Annotated in this window: 24 protein-coding genes and 1 pseudogene; 12 read left to right on the forward strand and 13 right to left on the reverse strand. The window is 69.5% G+C overall.

What is annotated here, in order from left to right; all coding sequences use genetic code 11:
• Positions 1-47: 47 nt before the first annotated feature.
• Positions 48-1,202 (reverse strand): BMP family lipoprotein, encoded by a 1,155-nt coding sequence (locus tag ACNS84_RS04755; RefSeq protein WP_435073689.1) that lies wholly within the window; start codon positions 1,200-1,202, stop codon positions 48-50.
• A 163-nt stretch (positions 1,203-1,365) separates the two neighbouring features.
• Positions 1,366-2,907: a phosphohexomutase domain-containing protein gene (locus tag ACNS84_RS04760; protein WP_435073690.1), complete on the reverse strand. Its 1,542-nt coding sequence runs from the start codon at positions 2,905-2,907 to the stop codon at positions 1,366-1,368.
• Between the two features lie 84 nt (positions 2,908-2,991).
• Between ACNS84_RS04760 and ACNS84_RS04765 the strand changes: the two genes are divergently transcribed.
• Entirely contained in the window at positions 2,992-3,270 is a 279-nt protein-coding gene (locus tag ACNS84_RS04765; protein WP_435073691.1) for an acylphosphatase, read from the forward strand.
• Positions 3,271-3,297: 27 nt separating this feature from the next.
• Here ACNS84_RS04765 and ACNS84_RS04770 read toward each other — a convergent pair whose 3' ends face one another.
• The 3 genes from ACNS84_RS04770 to ACNS84_RS04780 form a co-directional block, all read right to left on the reverse strand.
• On the reverse strand, positions 3,298-3,759 hold the full coding sequence (locus tag ACNS84_RS04770) for a DUF7960 family protein (RefSeq protein WP_435073692.1): 462 nt from the start codon (positions 3,757-3,759) through the stop codon (positions 3,298-3,300).
• 172 nt (positions 3,760-3,931) lie between these two features.
• Positions 3,932-4,117 (reverse strand): hypothetical protein, encoded by a 186-nt coding sequence (locus ACNS84_RS04775; protein ID WP_435073693.1) that lies wholly within the window; start codon positions 4,115-4,117, stop codon positions 3,932-3,934.
• 204 nt (positions 4,118-4,321) lie between these two features.
• Entirely contained in the window at positions 4,322-4,711 is a 390-nt protein-coding gene (locus tag ACNS84_RS04780; RefSeq protein ID WP_435073694.1) for a winged helix-turn-helix transcriptional regulator, read from the reverse strand.
• Positions 4,712-4,780: 69 nt separating this feature from the next.
• Here ACNS84_RS04780 and ACNS84_RS04785 point away from each other — a divergent pair, with 69 nt between their 5' ends.
• Positions 4,781-5,230, forward strand: coding sequence for a DoxX family protein (locus ACNS84_RS04785; RefSeq protein ID WP_435073695.1), 450 nt, complete (start codon positions 4,781-4,783; stop codon positions 5,228-5,230).
• 105 nt (positions 5,231-5,335) lie between these two features.
• Positions 5,336-5,818 (forward strand): VOC family protein, encoded by a 483-nt coding sequence (locus ACNS84_RS04790; RefSeq protein WP_435073696.1) that lies wholly within the window; start codon positions 5,336-5,338, stop codon positions 5,816-5,818.
• A 33-nt stretch (positions 5,819-5,851) separates the two neighbouring features.
• Here ACNS84_RS04790 and ACNS84_RS04795 read toward each other — a convergent pair whose 3' ends face one another.
• Entirely contained in the window at positions 5,852-6,352 is a 501-nt protein-coding gene (locus tag ACNS84_RS04795) for an SRPBCC family protein (protein ID WP_435073697.1), read from the reverse strand.
• 121 nt (positions 6,353-6,473) lie between these two features.
• Between ACNS84_RS04795 and ACNS84_RS16090 the strand changes: the two genes are divergently transcribed.
• From ACNS84_RS16090 to ACNS84_RS04820, 6 genes are all read left to right on the forward strand, one after another.
• Complete coding sequence (locus tag ACNS84_RS16090) at positions 6,474-6,590, forward strand: DUF7989 family protein (RefSeq protein WP_496923246.1); 117 nt, start codon at positions 6,474-6,476, stop codon at positions 6,588-6,590.
• Positions 6,591-6,734: 144 nt separating this feature from the next.
• Positions 6,735-7,250 (forward strand): CNNM domain-containing protein, encoded by a 516-nt coding sequence (locus tag ACNS84_RS04800; protein ID WP_435073698.1) that lies wholly within the window; start codon positions 6,735-6,737, stop codon positions 7,248-7,250.
• Positions 7,251-7,350: 100 nt separating this feature from the next.
• Positions 7,351-8,427, forward strand: a complete 1,077-nt coding sequence (locus tag ACNS84_RS04805) for a succinylglutamate desuccinylase/aspartoacylase family protein (protein WP_435073699.1) — start codon at positions 7,351-7,353, stop codon at positions 8,425-8,427.
• Between the two features lie 129 nt (positions 8,428-8,556).
• The gene (locus ACNS84_RS04810; protein WP_435073700.1) at positions 8,557-9,573 is read left to right on the forward strand and encodes an ABC transporter ATP-binding protein; all 1,017 of its coding nucleotides are present in this window, start codon (positions 8,557-8,559) and stop codon (positions 9,571-9,573) included.
• On the forward strand, positions 9,570-11,486 hold the full coding sequence (locus tag ACNS84_RS04815) for an ABC transporter permease family protein (protein ID WP_435073701.1): 1,917 nt from the start codon (positions 9,570-9,572) through the stop codon (positions 11,484-11,486). The genes ACNS84_RS04810 and ACNS84_RS04815 overlap by 4 nt, the downstream gene beginning before the upstream one ends.
• On the forward strand, positions 11,479-12,534 hold the full coding sequence (locus ACNS84_RS04820) for an ABC transporter permease (RefSeq protein ID WP_435073702.1): 1,056 nt from the start codon (positions 11,479-11,481) through the stop codon (positions 12,532-12,534). The genes ACNS84_RS04815 and ACNS84_RS04820 overlap by 8 nt, the downstream gene beginning before the upstream one ends.
• A 17-nt stretch (positions 12,535-12,551) precedes the next feature.
• On the opposite strand, the gene ACNS84_RS04825 is transcribed toward ACNS84_RS04820, so the two are convergent.
• Positions 12,552-13,226: a trimeric intracellular cation channel family protein gene (locus ACNS84_RS04825; protein ID WP_435073703.1), complete on the reverse strand. Its 675-nt coding sequence runs from the start codon at positions 13,224-13,226 to the stop codon at positions 12,552-12,554.
• Positions 13,223-13,975 (reverse strand): DUF2797 domain-containing protein, encoded by a 753-nt coding sequence (locus ACNS84_RS04830; protein ID WP_435073704.1) that lies wholly within the window; start codon positions 13,973-13,975, stop codon positions 13,223-13,225. Before ACNS84_RS04830 ends, ACNS84_RS04825 begins: the two co-directional genes overlap by 4 nt.
• A gap of 87 nt (positions 13,976-14,062) precedes the next feature.
• Here ACNS84_RS04830 and ACNS84_RS04835 point away from each other — a divergent pair, with 87 nt between their 5' ends.
• Positions 14,063-14,440: a BsuPI-related putative proteinase inhibitor gene (locus tag ACNS84_RS04835; RefSeq protein ID WP_435073705.1), complete on the forward strand. Its 378-nt coding sequence runs from the start codon at positions 14,063-14,065 to the stop codon at positions 14,438-14,440.
• An 11-nt stretch (positions 14,441-14,451) separates the two neighbouring features.
• On the opposite strand, the gene menD is transcribed toward ACNS84_RS04835, so the two are convergent.
• Positions 14,452-16,317, reverse strand: coding sequence for a 2-succinyl-5-enolpyruvyl-6-hydroxy-3-cyclohexene-1-carboxylic-acid synthase (gene menD, locus ACNS84_RS04840; protein ID WP_435073706.1), 1,866 nt, complete (start codon positions 16,315-16,317; stop codon positions 14,452-14,454).
• A 99-nt stretch (positions 16,318-16,416) separates the two neighbouring features.
• Positions 16,417-16,581: pseudogene (locus ACNS84_RS04845) on the reverse strand (DUF1028 domain-containing protein); the annotation flags it as partial.
• A gap of 162 nt (positions 16,582-16,743) precedes the next feature.
• Between ACNS84_RS04845 and ACNS84_RS04850 the strand changes: the two are divergent.
• Positions 16,744-17,433 (forward strand): nucleotide exchange factor GrpE, encoded by a 690-nt coding sequence (locus ACNS84_RS04850; RefSeq protein WP_435073707.1) that lies wholly within the window; start codon positions 16,744-16,746, stop codon positions 17,431-17,433.
• 27 nt (positions 17,434-17,460) lie between these two features.
• On the opposite strand, the gene surE is transcribed toward ACNS84_RS04850, so the two are convergent.
• Positions 17,461-18,333 (reverse strand): 5'/3'-nucleotidase SurE, encoded by an 873-nt coding sequence (surE, locus tag ACNS84_RS04855; protein WP_435073708.1) that lies wholly within the window; start codon positions 18,331-18,333, stop codon positions 17,461-17,463.
• A 123-nt stretch (positions 18,334-18,456) separates the two neighbouring features.
• Here surE and ACNS84_RS04860 point away from each other — a divergent pair, with 123 nt between their 5' ends.
• Positions 18,457-18,768: a DUF5798 family protein gene (locus ACNS84_RS04860; protein WP_435073709.1), complete on the forward strand. Its 312-nt coding sequence runs from the start codon at positions 18,457-18,459 to the stop codon at positions 18,766-18,768.
• A gap of 36 nt (positions 18,769-18,804) precedes the next feature.
• Here ACNS84_RS04860 and ACNS84_RS04865 read toward each other — a convergent pair whose 3' ends face one another.
• Both ACNS84_RS04865 and purD read right to left on the reverse strand, forming a co-directional pair.
• Positions 18,805-19,377, reverse strand: coding sequence for an acyltransferase (locus ACNS84_RS04865; RefSeq protein WP_435073710.1), 573 nt, complete (start codon positions 19,375-19,377; stop codon positions 18,805-18,807).
• A gap of 98 nt (positions 19,378-19,475) precedes the next feature.
• The gene (purD, locus tag ACNS84_RS04870; protein WP_435073711.1) at positions 19,476-20,759 is read right to left on the reverse strand and encodes a phosphoribosylamine--glycine ligase; all 1,284 of its coding nucleotides are present in this window, start codon (positions 20,757-20,759) and stop codon (positions 19,476-19,478) included.
• Between the last annotated feature and the right edge of the window lie 4 nt (positions 20,760-20,763).

A 20,763-nucleotide genomic window follows, 5' to 3' on the forward strand; every position in this document is an offset into this window, starting at 1 on the left:
GCCGGAGCGAGCGCCTCGCGTTAGGGTCGGCCGCCGCCGCGTCGCGTTCAGTTGCTCGTCGTGTCCGGAACGTCGATGTTCCCGGCGATGATCTCGTCGCGCGCGTCCGAGACCGCGGTGACGATGTCGTCGGGGACTTCGTCGCCGAGGTCCTGCCCGTAGACGCACTCGACACCGTTCGACTCCAGGCCGAGCGCGACCGTCGAGCCGCCCTGGTGGTTCTCGTCGATGACGTTCGAGATCGACTGGTACACCGCGGTGTCGACGCGCTTCACCATCGACGCCACGATGACGTCCGAGAACGACTCCTCGGAGACCGACTGGTCCTGGTCGACGCCGAACGCGAACCGACCTTCCTCCTGTGCGGCCTGGAAGACGCCGACGCCCGTCGCGCCCGAGGCGTGGTAGACGATGTCGGCGCCGCTCTGGTACATCGAGAGCGCGGCCTCCTGCCCGCCCGTGGGGTCGGCGTAGCTGCCGACGTAGCTCGTGATGACGTCAACGTCGTCGGACGCGTAGTCGACGCCGGCCTCGAAGCCGGCCTGGAACTTGCGGATGACCGGGCTGTCGACGCCGCCGACGAAGCCGACGGTCGTCGAGTCGGGGTCGGTCGACCCGGCACCTGCCGAGAAGTCGGTCTCGGTCAGGCGACCGGCGAGGACGCCCATCAGGAACGAGCCCTGCTCCTCGCGGAACAGGTAGTTCGCGACGTTGGGCTCGTCGACGACGGTGTCGACGATCATGAAGTTCTTGTCGGGGTACTGAGGCGCGGTCTCCGAGAGCGCGTCGCCCTGGTTGAATCCGATAGTGGAAATGAGGTCGTACACCGGGTCCTCAGAGCTTGCGTAGCGCTGCTGGAACTGTCCGAACTCGCCGGCGCCGTCCGGCTCTGCCTCGCTGTACTCGATGCCGAACTCCTCTTCGGCCTGCAGGATGCCCTGCTGGGCCGCGTCGTTGAACGAGTTGTCGCCGAGGCCGCCGTCGGAGTAAACGATGCCCACGGTCGCCGGGACGTCGTCGCCCCCGTCCGAGCCGTCCGAGCCGTCGGACCCGTCCGAACCGTCAGACCCGTCCGAACCGTCAGACCCGTCTGAACCGTCCGAGCCGTCGTCGCTCGGACCACCGCTGCAGCCGGCGAGACCGATGAGGCCCGCTGCACTTGCCGCCTTGACGAACCGCCGCCGATCGAGGTCGGATACCATCTCATCATAAACGGGGCGCGAGCGCGCCATAAATTCGTCGCTCTGGACGCCCGAGAGTGCATGTTCTCGGATACCCTCAGAGAAACAGTGATATGCTCGGGCCTCGCCGAGCCAAACGTATTCACGTTCGTGCTATGTGCGAACGGACGTGCAGGTCGACGTGTTACGCGTCGACGGTCGCGTTGACCGCGTCGGCGACGACCGTCTCGACCTCCGCGACGAGTTCGTCGACCGCATCGCTCTCCGCGTACACGCGGACGTACGGCTCCGTTCCCGACGGGCGGACGAGCGTCCAGGACGCGTCTGCGAACTCCAGGCGGACGCCGTGGTCTGTGTCGACGCTCGCCTCGGGGAACGCCGCCGGCAGCGCGGTCTCCAGTCGCTCCATCGCACCGGTCTTGGCGTCGTCGGGGCAGTCGATGCTGACCTTGCGGTAGGGCCGCTCCGTGATCGGGTCGCGGAGCCCGTCGAGCCCCTCGTCGGCGACGAGCCGAGCGATCACGGCCGCCGAGGCGACGCCGTCGATCCACTCGCCGAAGGCGACGTGGATGTGCTTCCACGGCTCCGCGGCGAAGACGACGCGGGTGTCGACCCCGATCTCGCCGGCGGCGCCCGCCTCTCCGACCGCACCCGCTTCCCCGAGGGCAGCGGCGTCGGTCGCGTCCGCCCGCACCGCCGCGATACCCTCGTGGAGGGCACCCAAACGCACGCGTTCGACACGTCCGCCGGCGTCTCGAACGCGTTCGTCGATCCGCCCGGAGGCGTTCGGCGTCGTGACGACCACGGGGTCTTTCGCGTCGCTCGTCCGCGTGTACCGCTCCGCGAGCATCGCGAGGACGGTGTCCTCGTGGACGACCTCGCCCTCGGCGTCGACGATCACGATCCGGTCGGCGTCGCCGTCGTGACCGATGCCGAAGGCGAACCCCTCGGCGTCGTCGCTCCCGTTCGCGCTCGGGCGACCGGGCGCCGCCACGCCGTCGTTGGCGTCGGCGACGAACGCCCGGAGGTCGCGGAGCGTCTCGGGGGTCGGTTTGCTCCCGCGACCGGGGAAGTGACCGTCGACGTTCCCGTTGAGCGTGACGACCTCGGCGCCCAGCTCGCGGAGCACGGTCGGCGTCGCGGGCCCGGCCATCCCGTTGCCGCAGTCGACCGCGATCCGAAGTCCGTCGAGCGGCGCGCCGAACCCCGCGGCGTACTCGCGGACGTCGGCGAGGTAGCCGCCGAGCGTGTCGACGCGCTCCGCCTCGGTCCACGCGTCCCACACCACGGGGGACTCTCCGCTCGCTACGCGCTCTTCGACGGCGCGCTCTGCGTCGCGGTCGAACTCGCTGCCGTCGCGGAACAGCTTGATCCCGTTGTCGGTGGGCGGGTTGTGTGAGGCGGTGAGCATGACACCGTACCGCCCCCGCGAAGCGTGTGCGAGCGCCGGCGTCGGGAGTCGACCCGCGCGCAGCACACGGACGCCGCCCGACGCCAGCCCCGACTCCATCGCCGCCGCGAGCGCGCTGCCGGTCACCCGACCGTCGCGGGCGAGAACGACCTCGGACGGACGCCCGTCGGCGCCGTCGGCCGTGCCAGCGCTCCCGCCGTCCGCCGTATCGGTCCGTACCTCTGCCGCGACGGCCCGGCCGACAGCGAGCGCGAGCTCGGGCGTGACGCGCTCCGCGGCGCTGCCGCGGATCCCCGCGGTTCCGAACAAGTCCATACCTGCGGGGTCGGCGGCCGGTCGTTAGAAGCCGTCGGTTGCCGGGCGTCGCGTTTAACTCTGCGGCGCTCGCACCCTCCGGTCATGACTGACCGCACGCGAGCGCACGTGTATGTCTCGGGTCGCGTTCAGGGCGTCTACTACCGCGCGACGACCCGTGACACCGCCAGGGAGAAGGGGGTCGACGGCTGGGTGCGCAACCTGGACGACGGCCGCGTCGAAGCCGTCTTCGAGGGGCCGGAAGCGGTGGTTCGAGAGATGGTCGCGTGGTGTGAGACGGGGAGCCGCGCCGCCGACGTCGACGGGGTCGACGCGACGTACCAGGAGCCGGAGGGGCTGGACGGGTTCGAGGTGCGGTGGTAGGCGCCGGTTTATAAGGGACCGCGCTCGCTACGGCGTCACCGGGTCTCCCGGCGGATCGCGGACGTCGAGTTCCTCCAGCGCGCGCAGCACGACGATTGCTTCGACTACGTCCCGTTCCTCGGTGTAGGGGTCGCCGACAGCGTCGAGCGTCGCCTCGGCCTCACCGACGAGCCGGGACTCCAACTCCGTCTGATCGGTCTCGCCTTTCACCGCCGACAGCAGCGCCTCGTGGTCTTCGCGGAGGTCGAGCGAAACGTGCGCCGCGTTACACCGCGAGAGCGGGTGGGTGTCCGTCTCGATGGCGAGGTCGCTCACGAGGTCCCAGTCGTCGGCGCAAAAGCGAAGCGTCACCGTCCCGACGACGTCGCGCCACGAGATGGGGTCGCCGTTCTTCATCAACCCGATAGCCCGCGGAGGCACCGCGATTCGGGTGTGGGTCTCGCCGCGACCGCACAGGCAGCAGGGGGTGTCTTTCAGTCCGGCGTACACGTTCGCTCGTACGGGTCGCAGGATGGTGTGCGTTTCGTCGCCGGGCCCCGCGACCTGGACTCGCCGATCCACCCCGGTGTCCGCACGGGCGGCTCCGCCGCGATGCCTCGACGCCGATACGTCGCGGACGACGTGCTGAGCGTGGAGGCCGGATTCGCGCGGACCGACGCGTTTACGAGAGCCGTCGAGCGGTGAGGTACGCCACCCCGACCGCCACGACTCCGCCGACGAGGAACCCGACCCCGGATTCGAAAACGACGTAGAGCGGGTACCCGACTCCGAAGAATGCCAAACCGGTAGCGGCGAGAACGATCCGAAACTTCGTGTCGATGACTGCCATCTCCTCGAATCGACTCATTGTATATCCGAACTGAGGCTCGTGCAATATCGGTTGGGGTAGCCGACTAACGAACCCCGCTGACCGGTTCCGGTCGGACACTCCGACGGACAGTCTCACCGGAGATGGGTGCCGCCCTCGCGGCTGGGGCTTTGGAGGTGTTCGCCCCGTCAACGACTTATAACCGGACGGCCGCGGCTCCCCGGTTCAGTTTCGACCGAGTTCCTACTCGCTGCACTCGGCGAGCCACTCGTGGGCCCAGTCGTCTATCTCCTCGAAGACGGGGGCGAGCGACTCGCCCTTATCGGTGAGGCTGTAGTACGTCGCCACCGGCGACTCCTCCTCCAACCGGCGGTGGACGAACCCGGTCTCCTGGAGGTCGTCGAGCACGCGCGAGAGGGTTCGGGCGTTCGCGTCCGTCTCGCGCTTCAGTTCGTTGAAGCGCGACTCGCCGTTCAACAGCTCGTGGAGGACGACGAGCCGCCAGCGCGACCCGATCTGTTCGAGCGAGTCGACGACGGGACAGGGCGTCTCCGGGGCCGAGGAGGTCTCCGCTTCGGGCTCCGCATCGGTCGTTTCCGCCGGATCAGACCCGGCGAAGTCCTGCGATGACATCGGTGTTACCTGCTTACCCACTTGTCCGGGAAGCGATATATAGGTTACGTCCGTACACGTGGTTACACGATGTTAGCTGAATTCACGACGCTACCGCTCCAGATCGACTCGCCCCTCGGGGGCGAACTGTTCCTGCTCGGCCGCATCCTCTTCGGCGCCACGCTGGCGTTCATGGGACTGAACCACTTCATGGAGGTCGACACGATGGCCGGCTACGCCGAGTTCAAGGGTCTCCCGGCGCCGCGCTTCTCGGTGATTGCGTCCGGCCTCGTCCTCGTACTGGGCGGCCTCGGGATCATCGTCGGTGCGTTCCCCGTCCTCGCGGCCGGTGCGCTCGCGGTCTTCCTGCTCGTCTCCGCCGTGACGATGCACGACTTCTGGTCGGTCGACGACCCCGAGGAGAGGCAAAACGAGATGACGAGTTTCCTCAAGAACGTGTACGGCGCCGGCGCCGCGGTCGTGCTGCTGGCCGTCGGCGGCACCGCGTGGCCCTACGCGCTGGGCCTGAGTCTGTTCTGAGTCGGCCGCGACGCTCCCGAACCGAACGCGACCGCACCCGTTTTGACCATTTTCTCCCACCCGCCAGTATCACTAACTGACTTCGGGACTACCGGACAGACGAGCATGACCGACGCCCCGCCCACCACCGGACTGCACCACGTGACGAACATCTGCACCGACATGGACGAGACGGTCGCCTTCTACGAGGACGCGCTCGGCTGGTACACCGTCAAGCGGACGCAGAACTACGACGACCCGGGAACGCCGCACTACTACTTCTCGTCCACGCCGGAGGGGGAGCCGGGGACCAACGTCACCTATTTCGAGTACCCGAACTCGCAGGGCGCGCCCGGACCGGGCGCGAGCCATCACTTCGCGTTCGGCGTCGCCGACGAGGAGACGCTCCGCGAGTGGCAGGCGCACCTCCGCGAGCGGGGAGTTCGGGTCTCCGAGGTGAAAGACCGGACCTACTTCAAGAGCATCTACTTCAGCGACCCCGACGGCCTCGTCTTCGAACTGGCGACGAACGGGCCGGGATTCACCAGGGACGAGGACGAACCCGGCAGCGAGGAGATAGACCCATTCGCGGAGGGGTACGAGAACTGAGAGACGCCGGTACGCGGTCCGAGTTGTCAAGTGTCAGGCGTCGGTTGCACCGTCGCTCGACCGAGACTCGACCAGTTTCGCGAACCGGTCGAGCGCCCGGCGACAGACCGGAACGTACCAGGCGGCGACGAGGGGCACCTCGACGACGACGCGACTGCGATCGGTCTCGCCGACGTAGCTGTCGACGCGGTGGCCTGTCGCCGGAAGTCCGGCCACCCGCCAGTCCCAGCGGCGCCCGTTGCACGCGGTCACCCGAAAGGGGACCCAGGCGCCGCCGACGCTGACTCGTCCCCTCGTCCCGCGGGTGACGTACCGGTTGTCGCTCTCGACGGCGTCGATTGCCGGTCCCCAGTCGGGCCACGCGGCGGTGTCGCGGAGGGCGCGGGCGGCGACCGCCGGCGCGACGGCGACGTCACGACCCACGGCGAGCGTGGTCCCCTCGCGGACGACCGTCGACGACGACTCACCGCCGCAGCAGCCGTCGAAATCGAAACGTGCGTTCGATTCGCTGCCGTCTCGACCGGAACAATTCACGATCCGTCTAACGTTCTCGTCGCAGTTAAGCCGAAGCGTATTAATTCCTTATATGGTATGAGGTATCATTATCTCATTCCACGAAGGGTTAATACGGGGATCCGCGAAAGGCTGGTTCAAGATGGCTGACGACCGCGACACAATGAAAGACGTCTCTCACACGGCACCGCACGACACCTCCGCGAAAGGGGTCTGGAAGCGAGGCCGACGACCCGTCGAGGAAGAGGAAGAAGAGTAACGACCCGCGGACGACCCCGTTTTCTCTCGACGACGCACATCGACACGCACGGTCCGCCCAGCGAGAGCGCCCGGAGCGAACGCCGATCGGTTCTCTCGTCGGCCGGCCGACACGCTCTTAGACCTCGTTTATAAATGAGTCAGCATGGACGAAGTCACACTCGGGTTGGTCGGGATCGCGACGGTGACGCTTCTACTGGCGCTCAGTGCGTTCTTTTCGAGCTCTGAAACGGCGATCTTCTCGCTGTCAAAGGAGTGGTTCGAACAGTTGGCCGCCTCGAACGACCCGCGAGCGGGCGTCTTGAAGGAGCTTCACGACGACCCGCACCGGCTGCTCGTGACCCTGCTCGTCGGAAACAACGTCGTCAACATCGCCATCTCGAGCATCGTGACCGTGCTGGTCGCCAGCTACCTCCCCTCGGGCGCCGCGGTCGTGGTGACGACAGTGTGTACGAGCTTCCTCGTGCTCGTGTTCGGCGAAATCGTTCCGAAGGCGTTCGGGCTCGGAAACGCCGAGACGTGGTCGTTGCGTGTCGCGTCGCCGGTACGACTGGTCGAACGCATCCTCTCGCCGCTCATCACGCTGTTCGACGGGATCACCCGTCGGATGAACGCGTACATCAGCGGCGACTCGAACATCGAGAAGTCGTACACGGACTAACGACGAGGCCCCGCCCGGACCGTCGTCTCCCAGAAGGGCGACGGTCGACACGCCGCGCCCTCTTCCGAGCGCTTTTCCCCCCGTGCCGTGACGCCGACCCATGAGCGAACCGCAGCCAGACGCGGAGTCTGCGCCCGAGCCGTTCCGGTACGACGCCGTTGTCGACCCGGGCGAGAAGCGACACATCCGGTACGAGGTCGGCGAGACGTACCTCGGCGACCCGATAGAGATGCCGGTGACGATCGTCAACGGCGAGGGCGCCGGGCCGAACCTCTTTCTGACCGCGGGCATTCACGGGGACGAACTCAACGGGGTCAAAGTGGTCCAGGAGGTCGCCGACCGCTACACGCCCGGCGACCTCCACGGGACGCTCGTCTGTCTCCATGTGTGCAACGTACCCGCGTACGAGGCGCAGCGGCGCGACACGCCCATCTACGACCAGGACATGAACCGGTCGTTCCCGGGGAAGGAACGCTCGAACACCACCGAACGAATGGCGAACCGGATCTATCGGCGGTTCGTCTCACAGTGCGACATCGGGCTCGACTTTCACACGTCGACGCGCAATCGGACGACCATCTACCACGCCCGCGCCGACCTCGATAACCCCGACGTGCGGCGGCTCGCGCGGGCCTTCGCGACGAACGTGGTGCTGTACGGGAGTGGCGACGCGGGGTCGCTCCGTTCGACGGCGACCGCCGACGGCATCCCGACGGTGACCGTCGAGATGGGGCGCGCTCACCGGTTCCAGCCCGTTCTTGTAGAGAAGGCGCTGGAGGGCGTCGAGAGCGTCATGGCCGAATACGGGATCCTCCCGCACGAGCCGGTCCACTGGCCCGGCTGGTACCAGACGACCTCCGCGGACAGCACGAAGCGCTGGCTCCGCGCCGACACCGGCGGTCTCGTGGAGATGGAGTGGGGACCGTACCCGCTCGTCTACGAGGGCGAGACGATCTGCACTATCACGAACCACTTCAAAACGGAGGAGCACGCGGTCGAAGCCCCCTTCGACGGGCTGATCCTCGGCTCGCTGGAGAATCCGGTCGCGGCGCCTGGCCACCCCCTTTGCCACATCGTGCAACTCGGCACGGAGACCCGCGCGGAGATCGAACGCGAGATCCGGTCCGGCGACTTCGACGGCTACCGCGCCCACGGCGACGCTTGGGCGGACGACTGAGTCGCCGCCGTCGCTCGCGGCGCGGCATATGTCGCGGTCCGCATCGACGCCGGCCTCGTCGCCCCCTGCGTTCTCGTACCTGATAGCCGCGGAGGTGGGTTTAACCCGCCGGACAGTCGATCGGCCTTCATGATCGAAGTGGAGGGGTTGCGGAAGACGTACGGCGACTTCGCGGCCGTCGTCGACAGCGACTTCTCCGTCGAAGACGGTGAGGTGTTCGGCATCGTCGGACCGAACGGCGCGGGCAAGACGACGACGCTGAAGGTACTCGCCGGGCTCGTCGACCCGACCGCGGGCGACGTCGAGGTCGCCGGGTTCCCGTCTGACGACCCGGAGATGCGGCGGCGACTCGGCTTCCTTCCCGAGGAGTCGCCGCTGTACGAGGAGATGACGCCGATGTCGTATCTGCGCTTCTTCGCCGATCTGTACGACGTGCCGAGCGATGTCGCCGACGAGCGCATCGAGACTGCGCTCGACCGACTCGAACTGGACCACCGCGAGCGCCGACTCGGCGACATGTCGAAGGGAATGAAACGGAAGGTCGCCATCGCGCGGTCGCTCGTCAACGACCCGGACGTGCTCGTGTACGACGAACCCGCGTCGGGGCTCGACCCGGTGACGACGAACTCCGTGCTGGAGTTCACCCGCGAACTGCGCGCGGCCGGGAAGACCGTCGTCTTCTCCGCGCACAACCTCTATCACGTCGAGTCGGTCTGCGACCGCGTCGTGGTGATGAACGAGGGCCGTATCGTCGCCCGCGGGAGCGTCGACGGGATCCGCGAGCGACACGGCGAGACGACGTACCACGTGTTCACCGACGTCTCGCCCGCGACGGCGCAACTGTCGGCGGTCCTTTCCGACCCCGACGCGGCGACCGAGGAGGTCGGCGACCGGTTTCGGACGGTGGTGCCCGACATGGACGCGGTCGAGGCGGTCCGGGCGGCCGCCGCCGACGCCGGCGGCGAGGTCGTCGACATCCGCACCCGTGAGCCGAGCCTCGAGGACGTGTTCCTCGACATCGTCGGCCGGCCGATGCCCGGGCGGTACGCCGGCGGTGCGACGCTCGAGGACAGGGACGAGCGAGCGGCCACGGCCGCGGAGACAGACGCGGAGGGGCCGACGGAGTCGCCGGAGGGGGCCGAGTGATACACCGTCTCCGGAGGGTCCTCCGGGTCGCTCGCTGGGAGGTCGCCCGCGCCGGAGGCGGCGTCGACCGTCGGACGATGCTCGCGGCGCTCGCACTCCTCGTCGTTGCCGGCGGCGTCCTCGGCGGGGGGCTCGCCGTCGACGCGGTCGGGCTTGACGTCGACCGCGACGTGTACCGCGTCGCCGTCGACGGCGACTCCCCGTACGCTGACGCGGTCGAGGAGGCGCCGTCGCTGACGCCTGTCTCGATCAATAGCGCCGTGCTCGGCGAGACGGCCGACCTCGTCGTGTACGACGGCGCGCGGAACGGCGCCCTCGAGACCGTCGCCGTCCGCGCCAGCGACACCCGCAAGGGCGAGGCCGCGGCCGCCGAGTTCCGCGAGGCGGTCGAGGCGCACAACGAGCGGCTGATGGCCGCCGAGGAGAACGCGACCGCCGCCTTCCCGGTCGTCGTCACCCTCCAGTACGTCGGCCGGACGAGCGGGCTCGACGACGGGTCGACGCTCGGCGGGGGCGACGCCGGAGGTCCGGACGGCTCGGCTGATGGGGGAGGCGACGGCAGTGCCGGCGGCGACGGGGGGAGCGACACGTCCGAGTCGGGAGACGAGACGACCGTCGACGGCCCCACCGTGCGCGACGCGGAGGCACCCGGAGGCGGCTTCGCGGTCCCCTCCGTCGGCGGCGGGACGTTCGGCGCCGACACGGTCGGCTCGCCGGGGTCCATCTCGCCGCCGTTCCCGTTCGTCTCGCTGCTTCTGGCGTTCATCTTCCTCGTTCCGATGAACTTCCTGATTCAGGCGTACGGCTCCTCGGTGCTCGACGAGCGCACGAATCGACGGGGGGAGCCGCTGCTCGTCACCCCGCTCTCACCGGTTGACATCGTCGCCGGGAAGACGCTCCCGTACGTTGCGGCCGCGCTTCTCGTCACGACGGTCATCGCGGTCGCCGTTGGGGGCGGCGCCCTCTCGGTGGTCGCGGTGCTGCCAGTCGCGCTGACCTTCCTCGCGGCGACGTTCGTCGGCGCGATGTTCGCGCGGTCCTTCAAGGAACTCACCTTCGTCACGGTCGGCGTCAGCGTGCTCCTCACGACGTACGCATTCGTCCCCGCCATCTTCACCAATGTCACGCCCGTGGCGCTGGTGTCGCCGCTGACGCTCGTCGTCTTCGACCTGCAGGGCGAGGCCGTCTCCGTCGGCGAGGCCCTCTTCTCGACGGTTCCGATGGCGCTCGGCGCCGCGCTGCTGTTCGGGCTCGGACTCGGGGTGTATCGCGAGGATGACATGTTCACCCAGAAGCCGGTGGTCCGAAAGTTCCTCGACGCGCTCGCGGTCCGGCTCTCGCCGGTCGAGGAAGCCACGCTCGTCGACCTCGCCGACCGGCGGCGGCTCCGAGCCCTCGGGTCGGTTGCGTTCCTCACCGCCTGTACCATTCCCTTCGTGTTCGTGGCGGAGCTGTTGGCGGTCGCGACGCTGTTCGCGTTGCCGGTGACCGTCTCTATCCCCGTACTGCTCGTGACTATCGCCTTCATCGAGGAAGTCGCCAAGAGCGTCCACCTTTACGCCGGGTTCGAACGCGGCGTCTTCGCCCGAACCGATCAGGTGGCCGTCGCGGTCGGGCTCGCCTCCGGACTCGGCTTCTTCCTCGCCGAGAAGGCGACGGCGGTCGTGCAGGCGATCGGGCTCACGGATCTGTACGTCGGTCGGGCCGCGTTCGGGAGCGTCGCCGGGGTGAGCGGGCTCTCCCCGCTCGCCGTCGCGGCCCTGCTGTTCGCGCCCCTCCTGCTTCACGGGTTCGTCACGACAGTCGCCGCGGTGGGCGCGAGCCGGGATCGGACGGCGTACGCGCTCACGCTGGCGCTGGCGACGCTACTCCACGCCGCGTACAACTTCGGGGTGGTGAGCCTCCATGGGTGACCTCCACAGCCGACTGACGATCGCTGGCCGGGAGCTAGCGGGCCTCCGCGCCGAGAAGACGATCCTGCTCGCAATCGCGATCCAACTGTTCATCGCCGCGTTCTCGTCGTTCCTCGTCGTCGGGCTCGTCTCGATGTACGACCCCGGATCGCTCGGCGGCGCGGAGGTCGAGGTCGCCGGTGCCGGCGACGCGGTGAGCGACCTCGAACGCGCCGCGAGCGAGGTCGAGGGGGCCTCTGTTACACGCTACGAGGATGTCGCCGCCGCCCGACGCGCCTTCGACCGCAACGCCGCGGACGCGGTGGTGGTCGCGAACCACAACGACGACGGCCGGATCTCCGCCGTCGTCACGGCGCCGGACGCAACCATCGAGACGACCGTCATCGTCGTCCAACTCAGAGCGCTGCTCCGGACGTACGAACTGAACGAGCGCGCCGACCGAGTCGCGTACCTCAGCGAGTCGCCGCTTCCGCTCCCGGACCGAACCGGCTCCAGCCCGTACTTCACCTTCACGTACACCGTCCTGATCCCGGTGTTGGTGTTCCTCCCCGTGTTCATCTCGGGGTCGCTCGTGGTCGACTCCATCACCGAGGAGATCGACGAGGGGACGCTCGAACTGCTCCGCGTGGCCCCCGTCACGCTGGGCGAGATCGTCGACGGCAAAGCGCTGGCGGCGGTCGCTATCGCGCCCGGACAGGCGCTGTTGTGGCTCTTATTGCTCCGCGCGAACGGGACGCCCGTCGCCAACGTCCCCTCGATCCTCGCGCTGATGACCGCGCTGACGACGCTCCTCGTCGCGCTGGCGGTCGCCATCTCGGCGATCGCGCCCGACCGGCGGGCCGCGCAGTTCCTCTACTCCATCGGCGTGCTCGTCCTGTTCGGCGGCGCCACGGTGATGGCCGGCGGCCCGGCGAACGCGGTCGCGCGCCTCGCTATCGACAGCGCGGACGCGACGACGACCGCGCTCGTCGTCGCTTACGTCGGGATCGCCGCGGTCGCGTACGTCGGCGTGCGGCGGCTCGTCGCTGAAAACGGGTTCGGTGATTGACGGACCCTAGGGTCGAGTCAGCGCTCTCCGATGACGCGGTCCACGAGGCGCGCGACCCACTGGGCGGTCGGAAGCTCCCAGCCGTAGGCGACAGCGATCAGTCGGGTCACTGCCGTCACCGCCGCGCAGGCGCCGGCGGCGACCCCGCCCAGGCCGCCCAGCGAGACGAGCGCCCAGTACGTCACGCCGCCCAACACCGCGCAACTCGCGTAGAAGTCGTCGAAGAGGATGAACGGGGCGCGGTCGAGTAGGATGTCCGCGAACGCCCCGCCGCCGACCGCGTTGATCGTCGCGATGGCGACGACGCCGAACGCGGAGACGCCCGCCTCGGTCGCGACGATCGCACCGGTCGTCGCGAAGGCGGCGAGTCCGATCGCATCGGCGGCGAGCGTGATCGGGTGCGTGTCGAGATCGGCGAGCACGACGCCGAGGGCGACGGCTAGCCCGACGCCGACCAGTCCGAGCGCGATCTCGACCGGCGACTGGAGGGCGAGCGGGACGCGATTCACGAGGAGGTCGCGGGTCACCCCGCCGGCGAACGCCATCGCCAGCCCGACGACCGCGACGCCGAACAGGTCGAACTCCTCCCGGACCGCCTTCGTCGAGCCGACCAGCGCGAACGCGACCAGTCCGACGGTGTTCATGACGGCGAACGGGTCGCCGAACAGGGTCGCCCCGAGACCGCCCGTCACTCCCCGAACGCCCCCAGGCTCGACTGCAGTTCGCGGTCCGGCACCTCGTCGGTGAGGTCGTAACCGACCAGTTCGCGGGCGTCGACCGCGTAGGTGGACCCGCCGCGGTCGAGCACCAGCACCCGCCCCTTCCAGCCCCGCACCGTTCCGGCCGCCATCGTCTCCGCGACGGGGCGCTCCGCGAGGTCGAGCCCGTCGTCGAACGCGAACTGCTCGACGGGGTCGAACCGACTCAGAAGCGTCTCCCACGCCGACTCGTCGACCTCGCGTCCGAACCCGGCAAGCTTCGTCGGTACCCGGACCCGATCGACGAGGTCGTCGCCGTCGGCCAGTTCGGACTCCACCTGTCGGGCGACTCGGCCGTCTGGGAAGGTCCGAACGTGGGCTGCGCGGTCCGCGCCCTGCTCGCGGAGTCGAGTCTCCAGTCGCCACAGCCGCGTCACGCCGACCTTCAGCACGTCGGGGGCGAACGCGGCGAGGTACAGCGCGTGCTCCTCGTGGCAGTCCATCTCGTCTTTTAAACAATCTCCCGTACACCGCGCGCACACCCAGACGCTGCTGTGAGCGTCGCAGTAGGGTGCGTCAGGCGCGTCGCAGGCGACGTGCTCACCGTCGTGGACGGTTCCCGCGCAGCGGCGTTCGCCAAGCCCGTAGGCGAGCTCCGTCCCGGCGCCCGCCTCGAGGAACTCGACTGCGCCGCCGCTGGCGACGTAGAACCCCTCGCCCGACTCGTAGCCCACGACCTGCACGGTCGGTCGTAGGGGGAGGTACGACTTAGGCGCGTCGTCGATCCCTGTTCCCCGATTTATAAGTCGACGTCCGTGTGAGCCGAACGCATGCTCGACGCCACGCTGACCGCGGTCGACGGCGCCGCGGGTGTTGACCTGACGCTCACCGTGACGAACGAGGGCGACGACCCGCTCACGCTCCGCTTTCGGACCGGCCAGCGCGCCGACTTCGTGGCGTACGCGGCGGAAGACGCCGGCTCTGAGCGCGACAGCGAGAGTCCTGACGCCGACGCCGACCCCGTCTGGCGTCACGGCGACGGTCGGCTGTTCACGCAGGCCCTCAGTAGCGAGACGCTCGAACCCGGCGCGTCGACGACCGTCGAGGGAACGTGGGAGGAGCCGCCGCAAGGGCCGTTTCTGATCGTCGGCTCACTGACCGCCGAGGCGCACGACGCGAGCGCGACGGCGAGGGTCACCGTCGACTGAGTCGCGCCGTCTCAGTCCGAGTCGCCGTGGACCGCGTCCTCGACCGCCGCCGCGAGTCGCTCGCGCGTCCGGTGACTCGACTCGGCATCGGTCCGGACCTCGATCAGGTGCGAGCCTTCAGCGTCACGGGCGCTCGCGACCGCCGTTCCGATTTGCTCGCCGACGTCATCGGGGTCGTCGACCGCCTCGGGCCGCGCGTCGACTCGCGCGTACTCCAATCCGTGGAGGTCGGCCATCGGTTCGAACGCGATGCCGTGCGGCGTCTTGAACGACTCCGTGAACTCGGGCTCGAAGGATTCGATGGGCAGTGCGTGGAAGATTCCGCCGCCGTCGTTGTTGATCAGCACGACCGTCGCGTCGACGTCACAGCGGTCGATCGCAAGCAGGCCGTTGGTGTCGTGGTACAGCGCCAGGTCGCCGACCACGAGGGTGAGGTCGTCTGTCGTCGCCGAGCCCGCCCCGAGCGCGCTGGAGACGATGCCGTCGATGCCGGAGACACCGCGGTTCCCGAGGGCCGTGAGGCTCGTCGTCGTCGGGCCGACGAACCGGTCGAGGTCGCGGACCGGCATCGAGTTGGAGACGAACAGCGTCGCCGGGTCCGGGAGCGCGTCGGCCACGACCCGGAGCGCGTCGCCCTCGTGGAAGCCAACCGTGTCGTCGGCGGCCGAGTCGTTCTCACCACCGTCTTCGCCACCCTCGCGACCGTGAATCGCTCGGGCGGTGCGGTCGGCCTCCTCCCACTGCGCACGCCAGTCGGGGTCGCTTCCGGCGCCCACCGCCCGCGAGAGGCGAGCACAGAGGCGGCTCGGTTCGGCGACGACGAGGTCGGTCGCGGCGAACTCCGCCTCGCGCCAGCGACCCGCTGGGTCAACCAGATACTGGTCGGCGCCGGTGCCGGCGAGGTACTTGCGGAGGTTCTTCGAGGTGGGCGACGCGCCAAGGCGGAGGACGAGTTCAGGGTCGGTCCAGCCGGCGACGTCGGCCGCGTCGCCGTCCTCGCCTCCGGCGACCTCGGCGGAGAGGTAGGCGTCGTACGCGCCGATCACGGGTGCGACGCGAGTGTGACCGCCGTATCGGACGCCCGAGAGCGGGTCGGCGACCACCGGGAACCCCGTCGCGTGCGACAGCGCCGTGACCGCCTCGGCGTCGAGTCCCGGTGGATCCGCCGGCCCGGCGACGATCAGCCCGCGGTCGACCGTCGTCAGTTCGTTCGCGAGGGCGCGCAGTTCGTCGTCGCCCGGTTCGGGCGATCCCGGCGTCACGTCGACGTACGGGCCGTCGCGGCCGGCCGACGCGACCGGGTCGAGGTCGGCGGGCACGTCGCCCGCCACCCGCGTCGGTTCGAGCGGCTTTTTAAATGGAACGTTGAGATGCACCGGTCCGGGGTCGGCCCCCTCGGCGGCCGCGACGGCTCGGCCGACGGTGGTCCGCACCGACCGGAGCGCGCGGTCGTTCGGCGCGGGTTCCGGGAGATCCTTATAAAAGCGAACGGCGTCGCCGTACAGCTTCTCCTGATCGGCGGTCTGGTTGGCGCCCGAGTCGCGCAGTTCCGGCGGGCGGTCGGCCGTGAGCGCAAGCAGGGGGACGCGGGCCTCGCTCGCCTCCATCACGGCCGGGTGGTAGTTGGCGGCGGCGGTGCCCGAGGTGCAGATCAGCGGCGTGACGCTTCCCGTCCGACGGGCGCGGCCCAGCGCGAAGTAGGCGGCTGAGCGCTCGTCGAGTTGGGAGAAGACGCGGAGGTCGTCGCGGCGCGCGGCGGCCATCGTCAACGGCGTCGAACGGCTGCCCGGCGAGACGACGACGGCGTCGACGCCCGCGGCGACGAGTTCGTCGACGAGGGCCCTCGCCCACAGCGCGTTCCGGTTCGGCGCGGTCATTGCCATCGCTTGGGGGTCGATATTTAAATACTCCCGCGGGTCGGCCCGGGCGCCTCGTCAGCCCCGACCGAGTCGCGAGAGTCCGTGCCACACCGCGTGGACGAGCCGGCCCTCACGTCGGCCCTCGTGGAGCAGGTCGGGGCCGTCAGGCTCGTAGGCGGCGTTCATGGCGGTCTGCATGGCGACCTCGCCAGCGTCGGTGCTGACGAACTTCGACTGCACGGCGACGCCGACGGCACCTATCTCCGGATCGTGGGCAGCGATCGAGAACGCTGAGGGACGAGGTGGCTTGCGATCGGTGGAACGACGGCCGTCTCATAACTCGGGCCGGATCGACAGACGCCCCGTCGCGAACGTCCCACGTCGGATCGGCGCTCGCGACCGCGTTCTGCAACGCTTATGCACGCCGACCGACTTCGATCGGGTATGAGCGACGACGACGCCGTCGACGTCGAGGTCGAGTCCCCCGACGACGCCGCGGCCGACGCGGCGAGCGCGAACGGCACGGCGGAGGCAACCGCCGAGAGAACCAGCGGCAGGTCGGCCGGCGCGGCCGGCGAGGCCCGTGCGAACGGACAGAAGCGCGAGGCGCTGGCTGACGACGTGGCCGACCACGACGAAGCACTCGCACGAGAGGTCGCCGCGATGGAGGCGGAGCTCGAAGAGACGCGTGAAGAGCTGTTGGCGGCCGAGGAAGAGGTCGACGAGCTCACGAGCAAGCTCGCCCGCGTGAAGGCTGACTTCAGCAACTACAAGCAGCGCGCCAAGCGCAAGCAGGACGAGATCCGCGAGCGCGCCTCGGAGGCGCTCGTCGAGCGCATCACGCCCGTTCGAAACGACCTCCTGCGCGCGCTCGACCAAGAGGCAGGAAGCGACCTCCGTCCCGGTGTCGAGTCGACGCTGGAGAAGTTCGACGAGGTGCTCGCCGAGGAGGGCGTCGACCCCATCGCCCCCGAGCCGGGCGACGCGGTCGACCCGTCACGCCATCAGGTGATGCTCCGCGTCGAGAGCAACCAGCCCGAGGGCACCGTCCACGAAGTGTACGAGCCGGGCTACGAGATGGGGGACCGCGTCGTCAGCGAGGCGAAGGTCACCGTCAGCGCCGACGAGTCGTAGTCGGCGGTTCCCGTATCGCGCGCCGGTTCACCGCCCGTCTATTTCGTCCGTTCCGTACCCGGTCACGAGTGCCTCCAGCTCGTCGTCCGACGCCGCGGCGTGCGGCACCGACAGCGGGGAGACCGACACCTCGCCGTCGACGACCGCGCGCCGGTCCGTGCCCACCGAGTCCGGCACGTCAGCGGCCGTCATCCGCCCCCATATCGGGTCGGAGATGGTGACGCCGCCGTTGCCGTCGGACGTCGCCTCCATCCCGTACCACTCGGAGGGGGTCGTGACGCGCATCGGCGCGGGGCCGACGTCGACCGAGTCGGCGCCCGCCGATACGCCGTCGACGCCGACCGCCTCCGAGCCGCCGTCACCCTCGGCGGGCTCCGCCATCGGCGCGTTGACGTTGAGGTAGTCCGCTCCCTCGAACACGCCCGCGAGGACCGCCTCGTCGACGAGGAATCGCGTGGCGCGGACGGCGTGCGCGAACGACGCCTGGGGGAGGTCTCGCTTCCACCAGTCGTCGCCGCCGGGGACGTACATCGAGGTCGCGATGCCCGGCACGTCGAAGAACGCCCCCTCGACGACCGCCGAGACGGTCCCGGACCGCCCGAGCGTGTACGCACCGAGGTTCGCGCCCTCGTTGCAGCCGGCGACCACGAGGTCCGCGTCGGGGACGAGTTCGTCGAGGCCGACGACGACGCAGTCGACGGGGGTGCCGTCGACGGCGTACCCCAGTTCGTGGTCGGTAACCGCGACGTCGGCGGAGATAGCGCGACCGACCGACGACCGGTCGCCGGTGGGGGCGACCGCGACGACGTCGTAATCGACCGCGAGGGCTTCGTACAGCGCCCGGAAGCCGACGGCGTCGATGCCGTCGTCGTTCGTCAACAGGATCCGCTCGACGCTCATACCGATCCCAGGGGCGGTTCGGGCAAAAGTCCACCGTCGCCCCGCGAGAGTCGCGTCAAGCCCGCTGCAGTCGGGCGGCGGTGAACGGAAAAGCCCACGTATCCCGGGGCCACACGGTGGCACATGGGATTCGGGGACACGGCGAAGAAGATCCAGACGCTCGCCGACAAGGCCGAGCGCACGTACCAGAAGATCAACGAGCTCCGCAGCGAGGTCGAGGAGACCCAGACGACCGTGGTCGACACCTCCGAGCGCGTCCAGCGGCTCGAAAACGAGATGGCAGAGCAGCGAGCCGTCCTCGACGCGGTCGCCCGCGAGGTCGGGGTCGACCTGGAGAGCGTCAGCACCGAGGCGCACATCACCGAAGCGGAGCGCGCCGACGGGGACGCGGGCGGCTCTGGCGACGACGACCAGCCGACCGACGACGCGGCGTAACTCGCCCGGCTCTCGCAGAGTTTTCGGAGGACTCGGTTACTCGACCGTCTCGGCGCTTTCGGTCGACTCGTCCGATCCGCCATCGCTCGCCCGCGACACCACGTCGGCCGGGACGCCCGCGACCGTCGAATTCGGCGGGACGTCCGCGTCGACGAGCGAGTTGGCCGCGACCCGCGCACCCTCCCCGATCGTGACGCCCGGAAGGACAATCGCGCCGGCGCCGATCATCGCGCCCTTCCCGACGACGACGTCGCCCAGCCGGTACTCCTTCTGAAGGAACTCGTGGCACAGCAGCGTCGCGTCGTACCCGATGATCGCGTCGTCGCCGACGGTGATCCGTTCGGGCCAGAACACGTCCGGCGTCGACTCTAACCCCCACGCGACGCCGGTGCCGACCGTGACACCGATTCGCCGGAGCAGCCAGTTCTTCAATCGGAGGCTCGGGCAGATCCGAGCCAACACGATGACGACGTAGTTGCGAACGACGGCGAGCGGCGACTTCGCCTTCGGCCACGACCACAGCGAGTTGCGCGGGCCGGGCGTCGCGTGACGGTCCAATCGGTCGGGACGCGAGGTCTCCGAGACCTCGTCGCCGTCCTCGTGACTCACGAGGCGCTGTTCGCACGGCACCTATAAAAGGGTCGCCGCCGCGTGCGGCCCGCACGCCGGTCCGTCACCGGTCGGCCGCGAGGGTCGGGAGAGCGGGGCTACGTCCGCAGCTCGTTCATGTGCTCGACGCGCCGCTCGACGAGGTCGGCCTTACCGACGTCGTGGCGGATTCGGAGCCCGTCGCCGGCGGCCGAGAGCCCCGCCTCAGCCTGCCGCTCCGCGGCGGCGATGGAGTCGCCGCGGCCGACGACGGCGAACGACCGCGACGTGGTGGTGTACAGCCCGTCGTCGCGCTCGTCGACGCTGGCGTAGTAGAGGAGCGCGTCGCCGACGCTTTCCTCGTCGACCGCGATTTTCGCGCCCGCGTCGGGGTCGACCGGATAGCCGTCCGGCACGGCGTACTTGCAGACGGTCGCCTCCCCGGTGAAGGCAAGTTCGGGGAGCGAGTCGCCGTCGCGCGCGGCCGTCAACACGTCGATGAACGGCGTCTCCAACACCGGCAGCGTGTTCATCGCCTCGGGGTCGCCGAAGCGAGCGTTGAACTCGACGACCTTCGGCCCCTCGGCGGTGAGCATGAACTGCCCGTAGAGAACCCCCTTGTAGTCCGGGAGTGCCTCGACGACGGCGTCCAGCACGTCGACGGCGGCCGCGTAGTCGCCCTCGGCCATGAAGGGAAGCGACAGCCCCGTGTCCGAGTACGATCCCATCCCGCCGGTGTTCGGCCCCTCGTCGCCCTCGTAGGCGCGCTTGTGGTCCTGGACCGCCGGCGTCGTTCGCACGTCGCCGTTCGCGACGAACGCCTGGATCGTGAACTCCTCGCCCACGAGCCGTTCCTCCAACACCACGCGGTCGTAGTCGGAGTCGCGGAGGTACGCCTTCGCCCCCTCGGCGTCCACCTGGTCTCCCATCACCTTCACGCCCTTCCCGCCGGTGAGGCCGGCCGGCTTCACCGCGAGGTCGCCGTCGTACGCGTCGATGTAGTCGCAGGCGGCCTCGATGTCGTCGAACACCGCGTAGTCGGGACAGCCGGGCACGTCGGCCTCCTCCATGAATTCGCGCTGGTACGCCTTATCCGTCTCCAGTCGGGCCTCCTCGGCGCGCGGGCCGAACGCGTACACGCCGGCGTCGTCGAGCGCGTCCGCGACGCCCGCCGCGAGCGCGGACTCCGGGCCGATCACGGCCACGTCCGCGCCGACCTCGGTCGCGTAGTCGGCGACGGCATCGGCGTCGGTCTCGTCGATCGACTCGAACCCGTCGGCCAGCCGGCGGATACCGGGGTTTCGGTTGCTCGCGCAGGCGTACAGCGCGCAGTCGTCGGCGACCGCTCGGGCGATCGCGTGCTCGCGTCCGCCGCCGCCGACGAGGAGTACGGTCTCGGTCATGCCC

The sequence above is a fragment of the Halorubrum wangae genome (genome assembly GCF_051194135.1).
Taxonomy (GTDB): Archaea; Halobacteriota; Halobacteria; order Halobacteriales; family Haloferacaceae; genus Halorubrum.